The 17,542-nt window shown below is 71.0% G+C and carries 14 protein-coding genes, 5 tRNA genes and 1 riboswitch; of the genes, 9 read left to right on the top strand and 10 right to left on the bottom strand.

Annotated elements, in window-relative coordinates; translation table 11 throughout:
- The first annotated feature begins 21 nt into the window (after positions 1 to 21).
- Entirely contained in the window at positions 22 to 852 is an 831-nt protein-coding gene (gene trmB, locus AQJ64_RS20665) for a tRNA (guanosine(46)-N7)-methyltransferase TrmB (RefSeq protein ID WP_206189962.1), read from the top strand.
- A gap of 47 nt (positions 853 to 899) precedes the next feature.
- Positions 900 to 2,270 (top strand): PrsW family intramembrane metalloprotease, encoded by a 1,371-nt coding sequence (locus AQJ64_RS20670; RefSeq protein WP_059202855.1) that lies wholly within the window; start codon positions 900 to 902, stop codon positions 2,268 to 2,270.
- Positions 2,271 to 2,283: 13 nt separating this feature from the next.
- Here the strand turns inward: AQJ64_RS20670 and AQJ64_RS20675 are convergent, their stop codons facing one another.
- From AQJ64_RS20675 to AQJ64_RS20690, 4 genes are all read right to left on the bottom strand, one after another.
- The gene (locus AQJ64_RS20675; protein ID WP_059202856.1) at positions 2,284 to 3,231 is read right to left on the bottom strand and encodes an aldo/keto reductase; all 948 of its coding nucleotides are present in this window, start codon (positions 3,229 to 3,231) and stop codon (positions 2,284 to 2,286) included.
- 112 nt (positions 3,232 to 3,343) lie between these two features.
- On the bottom strand, positions 3,344 to 4,381 hold the full coding sequence (locus AQJ64_RS20680; protein ID WP_059202857.1) for a M23 family metallopeptidase: 1,038 nt from the start codon (positions 4,379 to 4,381) through the stop codon (positions 3,344 to 3,346).
- Between the two features lie 9 nt (positions 4,382 to 4,390).
- A riboswitch (cyclic di-AMP (ydaO/yuaA leader) is annotated at positions 4,391 to 4,556 on the bottom strand.
- A gap of 243 nt (positions 4,557 to 4,799) precedes the next feature.
- Positions 4,800 to 4,873 (bottom strand) — tRNA-Met (locus AQJ64_RS20685).
- A 17-nt stretch (positions 4,874 to 4,890) separates the two neighbouring features.
- Complete coding sequence (locus tag AQJ64_RS20690; protein WP_059202858.1) at positions 4,891 to 6,021, bottom strand: dihydrofolate reductase family protein; 1,131 nt, start codon at positions 6,019 to 6,021, stop codon at positions 4,891 to 4,893.
- Positions 6,022 to 6,075: 54 nt separating this feature from the next.
- Between AQJ64_RS20690 and AQJ64_RS20695 the strand changes: the two genes are divergently transcribed.
- A complete protein-coding gene (locus AQJ64_RS20695) occupies positions 6,076 to 6,594 on the top strand; it encodes a MarR family winged helix-turn-helix transcriptional regulator (protein ID WP_055637708.1) in 519 nt (172 codons plus the stop codon).
- Positions 6,595 to 6,755: 161 nt separating this feature from the next.
- On the top strand, positions 6,756 to 7,388 hold the full coding sequence (locus AQJ64_RS20700; RefSeq protein ID WP_055637707.1) for a GTP cyclohydrolase II: 633 nt from the start codon (positions 6,756 to 6,758) through the stop codon (positions 7,386 to 7,388).
- On the opposite strand, the gene AQJ64_RS20705 is transcribed toward AQJ64_RS20700, so the two are convergent.
- The 6 genes from AQJ64_RS20705 to AQJ64_RS20730 all read right to left on the bottom strand — a co-directional run bounded on the left by AQJ64_RS20705 (position 7,375) and on the right by AQJ64_RS20730 (position 13,721).
- On the bottom strand, positions 7,375 to 8,034 hold the full coding sequence (locus AQJ64_RS20705; protein ID WP_055637706.1) for an NUDIX domain-containing protein: 660 nt from the start codon (positions 8,032 to 8,034) through the stop codon (positions 7,375 to 7,377). The two genes, AQJ64_RS20700 and AQJ64_RS20705, sit on opposite strands and share 14 nt — an antisense overlap.
- A gap of 231 nt (positions 8,035 to 8,265) precedes the next feature.
- Positions 8,266 to 8,338 (bottom strand) — tRNA-Lys (locus AQJ64_RS20710).
- Positions 8,339 to 8,442: 104 nt separating this feature from the next.
- On the bottom strand, positions 8,443 to 9,966 hold the full coding sequence (locus tag AQJ64_RS20715) for an amino acid permease (protein WP_055637705.1): 1,524 nt from the start codon (positions 9,964 to 9,966) through the stop codon (positions 8,443 to 8,445).
- Between the two features lie 128 nt (positions 9,967 to 10,094).
- Positions 10,095 to 12,464: a DEAD/DEAH box helicase gene (locus AQJ64_RS20720; RefSeq protein WP_055637704.1), complete on the bottom strand. Its 2,370-nt coding sequence runs from the start codon at positions 12,462 to 12,464 to the stop codon at positions 10,095 to 10,097.
- 266 nt (positions 12,465 to 12,730) lie between these two features.
- Positions 12,731 to 13,270: a hypothetical protein gene (locus tag AQJ64_RS20725; protein ID WP_055637703.1), complete on the bottom strand. Its 540-nt coding sequence runs from the start codon at positions 13,268 to 13,270 to the stop codon at positions 12,731 to 12,733.
- 100 nt (positions 13,271 to 13,370) lie between these two features.
- Positions 13,371 to 13,721: a metallopeptidase family protein gene (locus AQJ64_RS20730; protein WP_055637702.1), complete on the bottom strand. Its 351-nt coding sequence runs from the start codon at positions 13,719 to 13,721 to the stop codon at positions 13,371 to 13,373.
- A gap of 137 nt (positions 13,722 to 13,858) precedes the next feature.
- On the opposite strand from AQJ64_RS20730, the gene AQJ64_RS20735 reads away from it, so the two are divergent.
- The 5 genes from AQJ64_RS20735 to AQJ64_RS20755 all read left to right on the top strand — a co-directional run bounded on the left by AQJ64_RS20735 (position 13,859) and on the right by AQJ64_RS20755 (position 17,499).
- Positions 13,859 to 15,433 carry a metallophosphoesterase family protein gene (locus AQJ64_RS20735; protein WP_079061809.1) on the top strand — a complete coding sequence of 525 codons (1,575 nt, stop codon included), beginning with the start codon at positions 13,859 to 13,861 and terminating at the stop codon, positions 15,431 to 15,433.
- A gap of 80 nt (positions 15,434 to 15,513) precedes the next feature.
- Positions 15,514 to 15,586 (top strand) — tRNA-Glu (locus AQJ64_RS20740).
- Positions 15,587 to 15,624: 38 nt separating this feature from the next.
- A tRNA-Asp gene (locus tag AQJ64_RS20745) sits at positions 15,625 to 15,699 on the top strand.
- A 24-nt stretch (positions 15,700 to 15,723) separates the two neighbouring features.
- Positions 15,724 to 15,797: transfer RNA gene (locus tag AQJ64_RS20750), tRNA-Phe, on the top strand.
- Positions 15,798 to 15,876: 79 nt separating this feature from the next.
- Positions 15,877 to 17,499, top strand: a complete 1,623-nt coding sequence (locus tag AQJ64_RS20755) for a hypothetical protein (RefSeq protein ID WP_244902674.1) — start codon at positions 15,877 to 15,879, stop codon at positions 17,497 to 17,499.
- Positions 17,500 to 17,542: the final 43 nt, after the last annotated feature.

Consider the following 17,542-nt stretch of genomic DNA (forward strand, 5'->3'; position numbering starts at 1 on the left):
GGCAGTAAAATCGACCCCACTGTGTCTGATTCCGTGAACACCCCCGAAGTCCCCCGGCCCGCTCCCGGCGGCGAGCACCACCCGGGCGAGTCCGTCCGGCACACCCGGGCCAAGGGGGAGCCACGCTTCCCCGACGGCCCGAAGGCCGACCCCGCCGGGTCGCACTTCGAGCGGCGGATCAGGAGCTTCCAGCCCCGGCGCAGCCGGGTGACGGCCGGACAGGCCGACGCCCTGCAACGGCTGTGGTCGCGGTGGGGCCTCGACATCGACGGGCATGCCGTCGACCTCGGCGAGCTGTTCGGGAACGACGGACCCGTGGTGCTGGAGATCGGGTTCGGGATGGGTGAGGCCACCGCGCAGATGGCGGCCGCCGACCCGGACACCAACCTCCTCGCCGTGGATGTGCACACCCCCGGCCAGGGCAATCTGCTCAACCTCGCCGACCGGGCCGGAACGGACAACGTCCGGGTCGCCAACGGCGACGCGATCATCCTGCTGCGGGAGATGCTGAAGCCCGACTCGCTCGCCGGGCTGCGCGTCTTCTTCCCCGACCCCTGGCCGAAGAAGCGCCACCACAAGCGGCGCCTCATCCAGCCGGAGTTCCTCAGCCTGGCCGCGACGCGGCTGCGGCCGGGGGCGACCGTGCACTGCGCCACCGACTGGGAGCCGTACGCGGAACAGATGCTGGACGTCCTCACCGCACACCCCGACTTCGAGAACACGCAGGCCGACGGCGGTTTCGCGCCACGGCCCGCGTTCCGGCCGCTGACCCGTTTCGAGGGCCAGGGGCTGGACAAGGGTCATGTGGTGAACGACCTGCTCTTCCGTCGCGTACAGCACGGCGATCGCTGACCGACAGACCGTCCACCACAGTCCCCTCCCTCGTTAGGGTCGATGCCGTGGCCATCAGTCACCCGTTTCCGCCGTACCCACCGCATCCGGGCGCCCCGGCCGAGGACGCCGGGAAACGGCGAGTGCACTGGTGGCGCAGGAGAGGGGTTCGGTACGGCGCGCTCATCACCCTGCTCGCCCTGTCCGGGCTGGTGATCCTGGCGCTGGTGCGGGAGCAGACCGGCACCGAGGGGTTCCTGGTCGGGCTGGGGCTCGCGGTACTGCCGGTGCCGCTGCTGATAGCCGCCTTCCGCTGGCTGGACCGGGTGGAGCCCGGCCCCTGGCGGAATCTGGTGTTCGCCTTCGCCTGGGGAGCCTGCGCGGCCGCGCTGATCGCGATCGTCGCCAACAGTTTCGCCACCCGCTGGATAGCCACCGCCACCGCGGATCCGTCCGGCGCGGACACCCTGGGGGCGACGGTCATAGCGCCCGTCGTCGAGGAGTCCGCCAAGGCCGCCGCGATCCTCCTCGTGTTCCTCTTCCGCAGACGGGACTTCACCGGGCTGGTGGACGGGGTGGTCGTCGCCGGGATCACCGCCACCGGCTTCGCGTTCACCGAGAACATCCTCTACCTGGGGACCGCGTTCGGCACCGACCAGCTCAGCGGGGACAGCGGCATCGCCTCCGTGACGGCCGCGACCTTCTTCGTGCGGATCGTCATGTCGCCGTTCGCGCACCCCCTGTTCACCGTGCTCACCGGCCTCGGCTTCGGGCTCGCGGCGCGCTCCGGGGACCGCCGGCATCTGCGCCGCGTCCTGTTCCCGCTGGGCGGGCTGCTCCTCGCGATGGGTATGCACGCCCTGTGGAACGGCTCCTCGACCTTCGGCGAGTTCGGGTTCTTCGCGGTGTACGCGTCGTTCATGGTGCCCGCGTTCGGGCTGCTCACCTGGCTGGTGGTGTGGACCCGGCAGCGGGAGCTGCGCACGGTCCGCGAGGAGCTGCCGGCGTACACGGCGGCCGGCTGGCTCACCCCGGCCGAGCCGTACGCGCTCGGCTCGATGCGGGCGCGGCGGCTGGCCCGCGAGTACGCCAAGCGGCATCTGGGGCGGCCGGCCGCGCGGGCGGTCGCCGAGTACGAGGCGTACGCGACCTCGCTGGCGTTCCTGCGGCACCGGGGGCGGGGCGGGCGGGCGGGCGACGACTTCGTCGTACGGGAGCGGGAGCTGCTGAACGAGCTGTGGCGGCGCCGGGAGGTCGCCCGGCCGGCGCTGGACCATGCGGCGCTCATGACGGTGCCTGTGGCACCCAGGCCGGTGTACGGGTACGGCTACGGGTACGGGTACCCGCACGGGTACGGCAACCCGCACGGGTACCCCGGGTACTCCGGGTACGGGTATCCGGCGGGCCCGTATCCCGCCCAGAACCCCTATCGGTCGTAGGGGTGAGGGACGCCTAGGCCGAGGCCGCCGTCAGCCTCGTGATCTCCTCCTCCGTCAGCTCCAGGTCCGCCACCGCCAGCAGGGGCGGCAGCTGGTCCGGGGTGCGGGCGGAGGCGATGGGGGCGACGACCGTCGGCTGGGCGGCGAGCCAGGCCAGGGCGACCGTGGCGACCTCGGTGTCATGGGCCTGGGCGATCTCGTCGAGGGCGGCGAGGACGCGGACGCCCCGCTCGGTGTCGAGGTGCTTGCCGGCGCCCGCGGCGGCTCGCGGTCCCTCCACCGTCGTACCGGGCCGGTACTTGCCGGTGAGGAAGCCGGAGGCCAGGGCGAAGTAGGGGACGGCGGCGAGGCCGGAGCGGGCCGCGAGGTCCTGGAGGCCGCCCTCGTAGGTGTCGCGGGAGACCAGGTTGTAGTGCGGCTGGAGGGCCACGTACCGGGCGAGGCCCTCGCGGTCGGAGAACTCCAGGGACTCCCGGAGGCGTTCGGGCGAGATGTTGGAGGCGGCGATGTGCCGCACCTTGCCCGCCTTCACCAGCTCGTCCAGCGCGCCGATGATCTCCTCGACCGGCACCTCGGGCTTGTCGAAATGGGTGTAGTAGAGGTCGATGTGGTCGGTGCCGAGGCGGGTGAGGGACGCGTCGGCCGCGGCCTTGATGTTGGCGGCGGTCAGGCCCGGGAAGTCGGGGTGCTGGCTGACCTTGGTGGCGATGACGACGTCGTCGCGGTTGCCGCGCTTGTTCACCCACCTGCCGAGGATGGTCTCCGACTCGCCGCCGCTGTTGCCGTCGACCCAGGCCGAGTAGGAGTCGGCGGTGTCGACGAAGTTGCCGCCGGCGGCGGTGTAGGCGTCCAGGACGGCGAAGGAGGTCGCCTCGTCGGCGGTCCAGCCGAAGACGTTGCCGCCGAGGGAGAGGGGGAAGACCTCGAGGTCCGAGGAGCCGAGCTTGCGCAGAGAAGTCATGTCCTACGTCAACAACGGCTTCGGAGCGGCCCATTCCGTCCGCCGTCCCGAAGAAGACGAAGAACGTGTGAACAGGACCGCTCCGAGGAGGACGGCACAGGAGGACGCACCCTTACGGGTTGAGCCCCTTGCTGTGCAGCCAGGCCATCGGGTCGATGCCGTTGGCGGCGCCGTCCGGGTGGACCTCCAGGTGGAGGTGGGCGCCGGTCACGTTGCCGGTGGCGCCCACGCGGCCGATCACGTCACCGGTGGAGACCTTCTGGCCGGCGCTGACGTTGATCGAGGACTGGTGGCAGAACCACAGCTCGGTGCCGTCGTCCAGGGTGAGGATGGTGCGGTAGCCGTAGGAGCCCGCCCAGCCCGCCTCGGTGATGGTGCCGCTGTGGACGGCCTTGATGAGGGTGCCGGTGGGAGCGGCGAAGTCGAGGCCGGTGTGGTAGCCGGAGGACCAGTAGGCGCCGGCCTGGCCGAAGGTCGCGGTGAGCGTGTACGAGGAGGTCGGCAGCGTGTACTGCTTGGCCAGCTCGGCCAGGCGCGCGGCCTCGGCCTTCTCCTTGGCGGCCTGCTCGGCCTTCTCCTTCGCGGCGGCGGCCGCGGCCTTGGCGTCCTTCTCGGCCTTGGCGACGGCGGCCGCCTCCGCCTTGGCCGCGGCGGCCTGGGCGCGGTCGGCGACCTGGGTCTGCTGCGACTCGGCCTGCGCCATGATCCGCTCGCGCAGCGCCTCGCCGGCGTCCGCGGCGGCGGCGCCGCTCCCGTCGGCGGTGTCGGAGGCCTCGGCGCCGAAGCCGGCGAGCGCGGGTGCGGCGTCCTGGCCGGAGTCGTCCTCGGAGATCAGGGAGCCCACGGAGGGCAGGTCCGGCATGGAGATGGAGACCGGGGGCTTGCCGGTGTTGGCGCTGGCCATGCCGCCGGCGCTGAAGGCGGCTATGACGCCGACGCCGAGGACGGTGGAGCTGCGGGCGAATCCGCCGCCGCCGCGCTGCTTGGCGACCCGGTGCTTGCCCCGGACCGGGGCGAGGGACTCCTCGGTGGGATTCCACTCCTCCCAGGGGCCCTCTTCGCTGCGGTAGCTGCCGTAGCCGAAGGTGTCGGAAGAGGAACGCTGGCTCGGCACGAAGGGGGCTTCGGGAGCAGGCCGGTTGGACGCCACGCGGGCGCACTCCTTTCCTTCCGACGCCTACCGGGTTAGCTGACGGGTTCGGAGCGGGAAGGTCTCCTACGCGCGTAAACCGTTCGTGACTCTGCGAGTTCACGGCGGCTTCCGTGCGATTCACCCCAAGGTGGTGGTTCCCCGGTTCCCTTACGGGATTCGACGCGTGCGCACGGAGCCGACTCTTGTGACGGCTGGGACGACCGCGCTGCGTTATCGAACGTTAATAGACCCGGGCGTAGCTTTCCAAGCTCTCCAGCTTGATCAACAACCTTTTTTGGCCTGGACTTTCGGGCCATGACCGGTGAAAAACGGGCGAGTTGCCGGAATTCACAGGACACGCACACCATGCGCGCGTGTTGTCCGGACAACACACCGAGGGCCGGAACCCTTTCGGATTCCGGCCCTCGGCCTTCAGTAGCGGGGACAGGATTTGAACCTGCGACCTCTGGGTTATGAGCCCAGCGAGCTACCGAGCTGCTCCACCCCGCGTCGGTGACACCACTGTATCACCCGGTCAGGTGCAGGTTCGGCACCCTCGCCCGCTCGGCGTACTCCGGGAGTACGACGACGTCCACGCCCTCGGCCGTCAGCAGCCCGTTTCCGTCGGCGGCCGTCACGAAGGTGTCCGGCTCCTGCCAGGCGGTGACCACCCGGCGCACCCCCGCGTCGAGGATGAGCCGGGCGCAGGGCTTCGGGCGGGAGGCGCGGCGGGCGCAGGGTTCGAGGCTGCTGTAGACGGTGGCCGTGGCCAGCCGGGGGTCGGCCGGGTCGAGTTTCGCGAGGGCGGCCTCCTCGGCGTGGACGACGGGGTCGCCGGCCTCGCGGGAGTGGCCGCGCGCCAGTTCCGTGCCGTCGGCGGCGACGATCACCGCGCCGACACTGAAGGCGGTCGCGGAGGGCGGGCACGCGGCGGCGAGCTCGCAGGCGAGGGCCAGCCAGTGGCGGTCGGCGGCGGAGGGGAGCGGGCCGGTGCCGGGGGCGGTGGGCTCGTAGCGCATGAGGACGACGTCCTCGATCCGGCGGGTCTCGGTCAGCCGGAGCCGTCCGCCCTGATAGGCGCCGGGGCCGAAGAGGCGGGGCGCGTCGGGGTCGCCCACGAGGAGGGGGGCGAGGACGAGCTGGACCTCGTCGGCGAGGCCCTGCTGGAGCAGCTGGGTGTGGATCGTGCCGCCGCCCTCGACCATGAGCCGGCGTACGCCGCGCTCGTCGTGCAGGTGCTCCAGGAGGCGGCGCCAGTTCAGGTCGGGGCCGAGCGGGACGACCTCGGCGGCGATGCCGAGCGCGTCGGCGCGCCGGGCGCCCTTGTCCGTCGTGTAGACGACCTTGTCGCCGCCGGTGTGCCAGAAGTTCGCGGCCGGGTCGAGGTCGCCGGAGCCGCTGACGGTGACCTTGAGGGGGTACTCCGCCTTTCCGGCCGCCACGCGCGCGTGCCTGCGGTCGGCGGAGTTCACCAGCAGCCGGGGGTTGTCGGCGCGGATGGTGCCGGCGCCGATCAGGATCGCGTCGACCGAGGCCCGTACCTCGTCGACGCGGTCGAAGTCGGCGGGGCTGGACAGCAGCAGGCGCTCGGAGGTGGTGTCGTCCAGGTAGCCGTCGAGGGAGACGGCGGCGGACAGCAGGACGTACGGGTACGGCATCGGCGCGGCTCCCCGGGTCTTGGTTCAAGTTTGAAACAAACCTACACTGGAGGCATGACGACCCGCTGGCTCACCCCCGAGGAGCAGCGCGCCTGGCGCGCGTACGTCGCCGGCTACCTCCTCCTGGAGGACGCCATCGACCGGCAGCTCCAGCAGGAGGCCGGCATGCCCCATCTGTACTACTCCATCCTCGCGAACCTGTCCGAGTCCCCGGAACGGCGGCTGCGGATGACCGATCTCGCGGAGTCGCTGAAGATCACGCGCAGCCGGCTGACGTACGCGGTGACCCGGCTGGAGAAGGACGCGCTGCTGCGGCGCGAGGACTGCCGCTGGGACAAGCGCGGCAGTGTCGCGGTGCTGACGGAGGAGGGCATGGCGATGCTGGAGCGGCTGGCTCCCGGACATGTGGAGACGGTCCGCGCCGGCCTCTTCGACCGGCTCACCCCCGAGCAGGTCGGCCAGCTGGAGGAGATCTTCACGCAGGTGGTCGGCGGGTTCCAGGACGACGGCGAGGCGCTGCCGGAAGAACTGCCGTGGCGGCGGCGTTCATCCGGATGTTCCGGAAGCCCGTGAACCGCTCGCCAGGCGCTCGTGAACCGCTCGTGAACCGCTTGTGAGCCGGCCCACAATCCCGTTGCTTCAAATTTAAAACATGAGGTAGGGTCTCACCCGGCACACTGCTTCAAATCTGAAGCAGGGCGCCGTACCGACCGCACTCGCCCCGGGAGACCCGCATGCCCGACACCCCCGCCGCCACCCAGCGCGCCCGCGTCCGGGTTCCGCTGCGCTTCCACGACGGCTACTCCGTCGACGCCGAGCTGGTCACCTTCCACGGCCTGGCCGACGGGCAGGAGCACGTCGCCGTGGTGCTCGGCGAGCCCGCGCCCGGCACCGTCCCGCTGGTCCGGCTGCACTCCGAGTGCCTCACCGGGGACGTCTTCGGCTCGGCCCGCTGCGACTGCGGCCCGCAGCTGCGCGAGGCCGTCGAGCGCATAGCCGAGACCGGCGGCATCCTGCTCTACCTGCGCCAGGAGGGCCGCGGCATCGGCCTCTACAACAAGCTCGACGCGTACGCCCTCCAGGACCAGGGCCTGGACACCTACGAGGCGAACGCCGCCCTCGGACTGCCCGAGGACGGCCGCGACTACACCGCCGCCGCCCAGATGCTGCACGCCCTCGGCGTCACCAGCCTGGATCTGCTGTCCAACAACCCCGACAAGGCCGACCAGCTGCGGACGCTCGGCATCGACGTCCACGACCGGGTCCCGACCGGCGTGTTCACCACCCCGCACAACGTCCGCTACCTGCGCGCGAAGGTCCTCCAGACCCAGCACACGCTGCCGCTGGCCAAGCTCAGCGCCGGCTGAACGGGCCGTCCAGGGCGGCCCACTGGAGCAGCATGATGGTCTTCGCGTCGGCGATCCCGCCCGAGCGGACCAGGCCGAGGGCCTCGGTGAACGGCAGCTCCACGACGGTGATGTCCTCGCCCTCGGCCGCCACACCCGCCGTGTCGGCGCCGGGGGCCGAGCCGTCGTAGGGGGCGGCGAAGAAGCCCAGGCGCTCGGTGACCGAACCGGGGCTCATGAACGCGTCGAACACATGCTCCACCTCGTGGACGGTACGTCCCGTCTCCTCGACGGCCTCACGGCGGATCGCCGCCTTCGGGTCGTCGCCGTCCAGCAGCCCCGCCGCGGTCTCCAGCAGCATCCCGTCGGGGTGGCCGTTGACGTAGGCGGGCAGCCGGAACTGACGGGTCAGCAGGACCGTTTCCCGTACGGGGTCGTAGAGCAGGATCGTCGCGCCGTCGCCCCGGTCGTAGGTCTCCCGCCGCTCCCGGCTCCAGTGGCCGTCGTGGTGCCGGTAGTCGAAGGTGGTGCGGCGCAGGACCGCCCAGTCGCAGGCGAGGACCTCGACGTCGAGGATGCGGACGCGCGGGTTCCCGCTGAGGTCGCGGCCGTGGAGGTGCAGGCCGGTGCGGCCGCGGGGGTCGGGGGTGTCGATGCCGGCGGTCATGGGGGCTCCTCGGGTCGCGGGCGGGCTTCGCGCGGAAATTCCATGATCCCAGGGACCGGAGCGCCGTGGCGGCGGCGGTCGGCGACCCGGCCGCGGTCGTACGGGGTCTGCGGCGATGCGCGTACGCGACGTCCCGACGCCACTCCTCAAACACCGCGGCGCCCGCCCCGGCCGAAGCCGGAACGGGCGCCGCACAGCAGGTCGGAGGCGGTATCCCCCGACCACCGTCCGTAGGCCCTGTGGGACTCGAACCCACAACCAATGGATTAAAAGTCCACTGCTCTGCCAATTGAGCTAAGGGCCCAGGCGATGTTGCCTCCCCGAGCATAGCCGGACCCGGCCGTGTCTCCGATCGGGTATCGGGGACACGGCCGCGCCGCGGGGCGGGAACCGGTGAAGATCGGCCGGTCAGGGAGTCTTTCCCGCCCGGGCCGCCTCGCGCGCGGCGGTCCGTTCGTGGTCGGGGTTGAGGAACCAGGTGCGGGCCGAGACCAGCCACCACCCGCCCGCGAAGCCGAGGACGATCAGGACGGCGACCGGGGCGTAGTTGAACGTCTCCCAGGTGACCGGCGAGACCTGCGGCAGCATGAACAGCACGGTGATCACCGCGACCCACGCCACCGACACCACGCCGATCGCCTCCGACCAGCGGCCCAGATGCCACGGCCCCCGCTCGAAGGCGTCGCCCTTGCGGATCCGCAGCAGCGTCGGGATGACGTAGGCGATGTAGAGGCCGATCACGGCGATGGAGGTGACCGCCGCGTAGGCCGTGACGTTGATCAGGTACGGCAGGCCGAGGACCAGCGCGCCGCCCGCCGCCAGCCAGACCGCCGCCACCGGGGTCCGGGTGCGCGGGCTGACCGTGTGCCAGACGTGCGACCAGGGCAGCGCGCCGTCCCTCGAAAAGGCGTAGATCATGCGGCTGTTGGCGGTCACCGAAGCCATTCCGCAGAAGAGCTGGGCACCGATCACCACCAGGAGCAGCAGCTTGCCCGCCGTGGCGCCGAGCGCGTCGAGCAGGATCTGGGCGGGCGGTGCGCCGGTCGGGGAGTCGAGGGCGCCGTCGTAGGACTGGATCGCGAAGGTGAAGCCGAGCAGGAGGACGAAGCCGGCGATCCAGGAGGTCCAGATCGAGCGGACGATGCCCTTGGGGCCCGCCGTGGACGCGTCGTGCGTCTCCTCGGTCATATGGGCGGAGGCGTCGTAGCCGGTGAAGGTGTACTGGGCCATCAGGAGGCCGAGCAGCACCACGTAGACGCCGCTGCCCCAGCCCGTGTTGTTGACGAACTCGCCGAACACGAAGGACGCGGACTGGTGGTGGTCCGGTACGAAGGCCAGGGCGCCGACGATCACCGCGACACCGAGCACGTGCCACCACACGCTCACGCTGTTCAGCAGCGCGACGATGCGGACGCCGAAGGTGTTCAGCAGACCGTGCAGGAGGAGGATCGCGGCGAACAGCAGGACCGTGCGCCCCGGTGTCACCTCGAAGTCGAACTGGAGGTTGAGGTAGGCCCCGAGGAAGGACGCCGCGCCGAAGTCGATGCCCGCGGTCACCGCGACCTGGCCCAGCACGTTGAACCAGCCCGTGAACCACGCCCACGCGGCGGCCGTGCGCGGCGGAGCGAGGCGGTGGGCCCAGAAGTACAGGCCCGCGGAGGTGGGGTACGCCGAACAGATCTCGGCCATCGACAGACCCACGAAGAGGGTCATGAGGCCCACGGCCACCCAGCCCCAGGTGATCACCGCGGGGCCGCCGGTGTTCATCCCGAAGAGGTAGAGGGTCAGACAGCCGGAGAGGACCGAGATGATCGTGAAGGAGACCGCGTAGTTGGAGAACGCCGACATGCGGCGGGCGAGAACCTGCGTGTAACCGAGCTGAGCCAGCCGCTCCTCGTCCGAGAGGCCGCTCCCTGTGCCTTCATCTGTCATGCCCCCAGCAATGCCCGCACGGAGGGGGTGACACACGTCACAACTTGGCTGAAAAGTGGGGTCGGGGTGCCGAAAGGGCCCGTACGACGAGGAGTCGTACGGGCCCTTCGGTCAGCTACCGGCCGGCGTCAGCCGTTGCGCTTCCAGCGCGGCTTGTCGTCGCGGCGGCCGAAGGAGCCGCTGCCACGGTGGTCACCGCGGTGGTCGTCACGACGGGCGAACGGGCGGTCGTGGCCGCCGGCGCGGAAGCCCGGGCGGTCGTCGCGGCGGTCACGGTTGAACGGGCGGTCGCTGCCACGGTGACCGGCACGGTCGTCGCGGCGGAAGCCGCCACGGTCGTCCCGGCGCTCGAAACCACGGTCGTCACGACGCTCGAAGGAACGGCCACCACGGTCGCCGCGGTCGTCGCGGTTGTCGCGGTTGAACCCGCCACCACGGTTGTCGCGGTTGTCGCGGTCGTCACGGCGGAAGCCGCCACGGTCGTCACGACGCTCGAAGGAACGGCCGCCGCGGTCGTCACGGTTGTCGCGGTTGAAGCCGCCACCACGGTTGTCGCGGTCGCGGTTGTCGCGGTTGAAGCCGCCACCACGGTTGTCGCGGTTGTCGCGGTCGTCACGGCGGAAGCCACCGCGGTCGTCACGACGCTCGAAGGAACGGCCACCACGGTCGTCACGGCGCTCGAAGGAACGGCCGCCGCGGTCGTCGCGGTTGTCGCGGTTGAAGCCGCCACCACGGTTGTCGCGGTTGTCGCGGTCGTCACGGCGGAAGCCGCCACGGTCGTCACGACGCTCGAAGGAACGGCCACCACGGTCGTCACGGCGCTCACGGCGCTCGTACGACGGCGTGGACGGCGTGCGCTCCTCGCGCGCGACCCGGTCGATGTCCCGCGCGGCCGGCTGCTCGGGGACGGAGGCCGCCTCGACCGCCGCCTGCACCTCGGCATCGGCCTGCTCCTGCGCCTCGGCCACCGCCGTCTCGGGGTCCTCGCCGCGCTCGCGGGCGACCCGGGCGACCAGTCGGTCCGCCTCCTCGCGCAGCTCGCTCGCGCGGCGCTGCGCCCGCTCGAGCTGCTTGGTGAGGTGGGCGACCTCACGCTCGGCCTGCTGGGCCGCGTTGCCCGCGGACTCCGCCTGGACCTCGGTCATCGAACGGGCGCCGGTGATCTCGGCGACCTCCGGGTCGAAGGCGGCACCGCCCTGGATGATGTGGCGCGCGGCGTCGACGCCCGCGTCCTCCATCAGCCGGAAGATCTGACGGCGCTGGTGCGGCAGGGAGAGGGACACGACCGTGCCCGTACGCCCGGCGCGCGCCGTACGGCCGGCCCGGTGCAGGTAGTCCTTGTGGTCGCCGGCGGGGTCGACGTTGAGGACCAGGTCGATGCCGTCGACGTGGATGCCTCGGGCGGCGACGTCGGTCGCGACCAGGACGTTGACGTAGCCGTCCTTGAAGTCGGCGAGGGTCCGGGTCCGCGCGCCCTGCGTCATGCCGCCGTGCAGCGCGTCCGCCTTCACGCCCGCCTCGCGCAGCTGCTCGGCGACGCGGTCGGCGCCCAGCTGGGTGCGGACGAAGATGATGGTGCGGCCCTTGCGGGAGGCGATCGCGGCGGTGACCGGCGCCTTGTCCTTGGGCTTCACGATCAGGATGTGGTGGGACATGGTCGTGACGGCGCCCTGGGCGGCGTCGACCTCGTGCGAGACCGGCTTGTTCAGGTAGCGGTCGACGAGGGTCTTGATCTCGTTCTCCATCGTCGCGGAGAAGAGCATGCGCTGGCCGCCGGCCGGCACCTGGTCGAGCAGCTCCGTCACCTCGGGCAGGAAGCCCAGGTCGGACATCTGGTCGGCCTCGTCGAGAACGGCGATCTGCACGTCCTCGAGGGAGCAGGCGCCGCGGTTGATGATGTCGCGCAGACGGCCCGGGGTGGCGACGAGGACGTCGACGCCGCGCTCGAGGGCGTAGATCTGGTTGCCCATCGACGTACCGCCGCAGACGACCTTCATCTTCAGGCCGAGGACGTCGCCGTACGGCTGGAGCGCGTCGGCGACCTGCATCGCCAGCTCACGGGTCGGGGTGAGGATGACGGCGCGGGGCTTGTGCTTCTGGGTGTGCCCGCCGGCCAGCGTGGCCAGGGTCGGCAGACCGAAGGAGAGGGTCTTGCCGGAGCCGGTGCGGCCGCGGCCGAGGATGTCCTTGCCGGTCAGGGCGTCCGGGATGGTCGCGGCCTGGATCGGGAAGGGGACCGTCACACCGTTCTGCGCGAGCTTGCGCACGACGCCCTCGGGCAGGCCCAGGTCGGCGAAGGTGATCTCGGGGGTCTCGTCGGCCACGTCGGCCTCGTCGATCTCGTCGGCGACCTCGACGATGTCGACGATCTCGTCGGCGAGCTCGACGTCAGCGATGTTCTCGAGCGCCTCGAGCGCCTCGTTCTCGACGGTCTGGGCGGCCTCGGTGGCCTTGGTGTCCTCGGGCAGGACAGCGTGATCGGTACTGGAAATGGACATGCGTAAGCGAAACCTTCCGGAGTCTCGTCGGCACGCGCCCGTCAACTCCGTGTTCGCATTACGACCGCCTCAATGCGGTCCGCCACGGCAAGGGAGAGTACGCGCCACACGGCGCGCTCTGTGGTGGCGCCGGGCAAATGGGATCAAACGATCTACCACCATACGCACCCTGCCCCACCGAAGGCAAATCAAGCCCCCGGAACACCGGGGAGACCCTCGTCACGTCACCCGGCGGCGCGGGCAACCGTCCCAGGCGCCGCACGGCCCTAGACCGGCGCCCCCGCCTCCGGGGCCGGCTCCCGCTGGATCAGCTGGGCGGCGGTCCCGCCGCCGGTCTCCTCGTGCGCGGCGGACGAGGGTTCGGCGATCGTCGGGTCCGGCACCGGAGACGGCGACTCGGGGGAGGGCGCCGGAGGCTCCGGGGCGGGCGAGTCGGGCGTCGTCGGCTGCTCCTTCGTCGGCGTCGGCTCGCCCGGCTGCACGGTCCGCCCCGGCTTGGCCGGGCCCGCCGACGCCGAGGCGCTTGCACCGGCGGACGGCGAGGCGGTCGCGGAGGCGGAGGCGCTCGCCCCGTGCCGCCCCCGGCTCTTCCCGTGCCCGTGCTTGCCGTCCCCGCCGACGGCGCCCAGGTAGCCGCCGCCCACGCCCGCCGGGCCCCCGTCGGGCTCCGCACCGCCGTGCCGCCCCGCCGAGTGCGACGGCTTGACCGGGCCTTCCGCGTCGTTCCCCACGCTCATGCAGCCGGCGGCGGCGGTCACGGCCAGGAGGGTGGCGGCCAGACGAACGGGTACGTACATGGGGCGCACGGGGCCACCTCCGGTGCAGGCGCAAATGAGTCACCTCACCAACTCCCGCCGCCCGCAGGAGGACACGCGCCCCCTTCACGAAGGGCGCCGGCCGTGGCCGTCAGCCGTAGCCGAGGGCGTGCAGCCGTGCGTCGTCGATGCCGAAGTGGTGGGCGATCTCGTGCACCACCGTCACCTCGGTCTCCGCGACGACCTCCTCCCGGGTCGCGCACATCCGCAGCGTCGGCCCCCGGTAGATCGTGATCCGGTCGGGCAGCACCCCCGCGTACCACTCCCCGCGGTCCGTCAGCGGGGTCCCCTCGTACAGCCCGAGCAGCTCGGGATCGTCCGCCGGCGGCTCGTCCTCGACGAACACCGCGACGTTGTCCATCAGCCGCGTCAACTCCGGCGGAATCCGGTCCAGCGCCTCGGCGACCAGTTCCTCGAACTCCTCGCGCGTCATCTCCAGCACAGGCCCATTGTCGGGTACACCACTCCCCTGGGAGGAGAACCGGTCGGCGCGGACTGCCGACGGGCAGGGCTGGGCCGCCGACGGGACGGACACCGCCCGACCGCATATCCGGACGCACACCCGGGCATACGGCACCAATGGCTCGCGTCCGTGTCCGTTTCCGCGTCCCCCGTACGCGCCCCGCCCCCACCCTGGAACTCGCGCCCCGCCCGCGCTCCTGGTCCCGCACCCTCGGCCTCGTCGCGGTCGTCCTGCTGGGCGCCTGGCTGGGCCTGCTGGTCGTCGGGAACGTACGCGTACCGGTCGGCCCCATGAACACGACGATGACGCTGCGCCCCTCCCTCACCGGCGGCACCAAGATCAACGTCTCCCCGCTGGGCGCCCTCACCCTCGACAGCCACACCGCCCCGCTCCGCCTGGACGTCAACGTCGACCAGCTCGATCCCGCCCGTTCCCAGGCCCTCGTCGACCACCCCGAGCGCCTCTCCGGCCTCCAGGACGAGGTCGCCCACGACGTCGAGCACGGCACCCTCGACCTCGCCGTACGCTCCTGTGTCGCCGTCGTCTCCGGCGCCACCGCCCTCGGCCTCGTCGTCTACCGCCGCCCGCGCCGCGCCCTCACCGCCGGCGGCCTCGCCCTGGCCCTGCTCGCCGCCTCCGGTGCCACCGCGTACGCCACCTGGAACCCCAAGTCGGTCCTCGAACCCCGCTTCTCCGGCCTGCTCTCCTCCGCGCCCTCACTCGTCGGCAACGCCCGCAGCATCGTCACCGAGTTCGACGTCTACCAGCAGGAACTGGCCCGCCTGGTCACCAACGTGACCAAGCTCTACGACGTCACCTCGACGCTTCCGGCCTACCAGCCCGACCCCACCACGGTCCGCGTCCTGCACGTCTCCGACATCCATCTCAACCCCGCGAGCTGGAAGATCATCGCCTCGCTGGTGGAGCAGTACAAGGTGAACGTGATCGTCGACTCCGGCGACACCATGGACCACGGCACGTCCGCCGAGAACGGCTTCCTCGACCCCGTCGCCGACCTGGGCGCGCCGTACGTCTGGGTCCGCGGCAACCACGACTCCCGCGTCACCCAGAGCTACCTGGACCGCATCAAGAACGTGCACGTCCTCGACGACGGCCGCGCCGAGACCGTCGCCGGGCTGCGCTTCGCGGGCATGGGCGACCCCCAGTTCACCCCCGACCGCTCCTCGGTGCCGGGCGCCGGGGCGTCCCAGGAGGCGGCGGGCGACCGTCTGGCGGAGGCGCTGCGCACCGAGACGGCCGCCGGGACCCCGGTCGACGTGGCCGTCGTCCACGAGCCCTCCGCCGCCCGCCGCACCGACGGCACGGTCCCGCTGGTCCTCTCCGGCCATCTCCACCACGAGCAGACGGAGGTGATGAAGAACGGCACCCGGCTGCGCGTGGAGGGCTCGACGGGCGGCAGCGGCCTGCGGGCCGTCGAGGGCGAGTACCCCGACCCCATCGAGGCGTCGATCCTCTACTTCGACCGCGGCACCAAACGGCTCCAGGCCTGGGACGAGATCAAACTGGGCGGCCTGGGCCTGACGACAGCAGAAGTCAGCCGCCACCTCCCGAAGGAAAACCAGCCCGGGGCCTCCCCGGCCCCGCCCTCATCTCCTTCCTCCCCGCCCTCATCCCCCTCCTCTCCGCCCTCATCCCCCTCCTCCCCGCCCCCTTCCAGCCCCTCCCCGTAAACCGTTTTGGCGATCCCTCCCGCCATCCCATATGCTTCTCACGTCCCCGACGCGCTGAGAAGCGCGCAGGCGGGCCGATAGCCCTCATCGTCTAGCGGCCTAGGACGCCGCCCTTTCAAGGCGGTAGCACGGGTTCGAATCCCGTTGGGGGCACGCAACATCGTGTGCGACACTGTCGTACACAACAGCTTGGTCCTGTGGAGCAGTTTGGAGTGCTCGCCACCCTGTCAAGGTGGAGGCCGCGGGTTCAAATCCCGTCAGGACCGCTGAGGTTTCACGTGAAACCTCGTGGCTGGGTAGCTCAGTTGGTACGAGCGATCGCCTGAAAAGCGATAGGTCGCCGGTTCGACCCCGGCCCCAGCCACTCAGATCGAAAACCCCCTCCGGTGATCCGGAGGGGGTTTTCGTCGCTCATGTAGCTCACAGAGAACCTAGGGGGGTTCTTGAGACGCATCGCACGAGGACTGGTCACGGCCGGCGCCGTCCTGTTCTCCACGCTCGCCATGCCCGTCACGGCGCACGCCGTGGGACCGAACGTGCTGCAGGCGTACAGCGACCAGGCCGACTGGTCGGTCGTCGACGTACGGCTCAACTACGGCAGCGAGATCGACAAGGTCACCGTGGATCTCCGCCCGGTCGGCAGCAGCGAGTCCGAGCCGCCGGTCGCCACGGTCACCGACTTCAAGCAGACGTACTACGTCAGCCAGTGGGAGGGCGTCTGGTCCTCCCCGCCCGTCCACCTGGACACCCTCGGTGACTACACGATCGATGTCGAGGCCACGAACACGGCGGGCGAGACCACCGTCCAGAAGGACGCGGGCACTCTGCGCTACCGCAAGCAGCCCGTGTTCACGGACTTCGCGGTCACGCCGACCGAGCCGGACATCGAGCACAGGACGGTCACCGCCACGGGCGCCATGGTGGTCCGCGACCCGAGCACCCGGGAGACCTCGCCCTTCGCCGGCGCCACCGTGAACCTCGACCTCGGCCGCCTCGAGACCACCGCGGTCACGGACGAGAGCGGACACTTCTCCGCCTCCAGGGAGATACAGGAGGGCGGCTGGGCCCGTGCCCAGTACGAGGGCGAGCCGGGCTGGGCGTACAGCCCCATCCGCAGCATCACGCCCAAGGCCGCTCCCACCCGCTTCATCCTCGACAGGACCGATTTCCACCTCACGGCCAACGACCCGCTCAAGGTCGGCGGGACCCTGGAGTACCAGAGCGGCGACCAGTGGAAGCCGCTGGCCGGCATTCCGGTCGAGATGGACTACAAGGACAGCTCCACCTCCCACGCGATCGACGCGACCACGGACGAGAACGGCCGCTTCACCCTGTCCACGTACGCGTACGGCAACACCACCTACGAGGTGGGCTTCCCGCCCTACCCGTACAACGCGTGGATCCAGCGCACCGCGCACGTCGACGTGAACGTGGCCGTCACCTCGACAACGCGCTTCCCCGAATTCACAGCCCGGCTGGACGAGTACGCCAACCTTGAGGTCACCGGCAGCGTCGACGTGGTCGGGAACTACTTCAGCGGCCAGGTGGCCGTCGACATCCAGTACTCGCCCAACGGCAGCACCGGCTGGACCACCAAGAAGACCGTGAAGACCAGCTTCGGCACACAGTTCATCGTCGACGACATTCCCGGGTACACGGACGGATACTGGCGGCTGCGATACGCCGGGTCCACCACGAAGGACATCAAGGGCGGCACCAGCAAGCCCCTGCGCAGAAACCGCTCCCTCACCCGGATCAAGGGCGCGAACGCCTCTCCCGAACCGGTCCGCAAGGGCCGCACGATCACCGTCACGGGCGTGCTGCAGGAGGCGAAGCCCGGCACGACCGCGTGGAAGGCGTACGGCGGCAGGAAGGTGCAGATCCTCTTCCGGCCCAAGGGCACGAACACCTGGTACCTGATGACCACCGTCACCACCAAGACGAACGGTTCCTTCAGCAAGGGCTTCAAGGCCCAGAAGGACGGCACCTGGGTGCCCGTCTTCCTCTATCCCGACAGCAAGCACTTCGTCGGCAGCGGAACCGAGGACTACGTCGACGTTCGGTGACGTCCACGGAGGCGGGTGCGGGGGCGGGTGCGGGAGGCGGGTA

Source organism: Streptomyces griseoruber, from assembly GCF_001514205.1.
In the GTDB taxonomy this organism is placed as follows: domain Bacteria; phylum Actinomycetota; class Actinomycetes; order Streptomycetales; family Streptomycetaceae; genus Streptomyces; species Streptomyces griseoruber.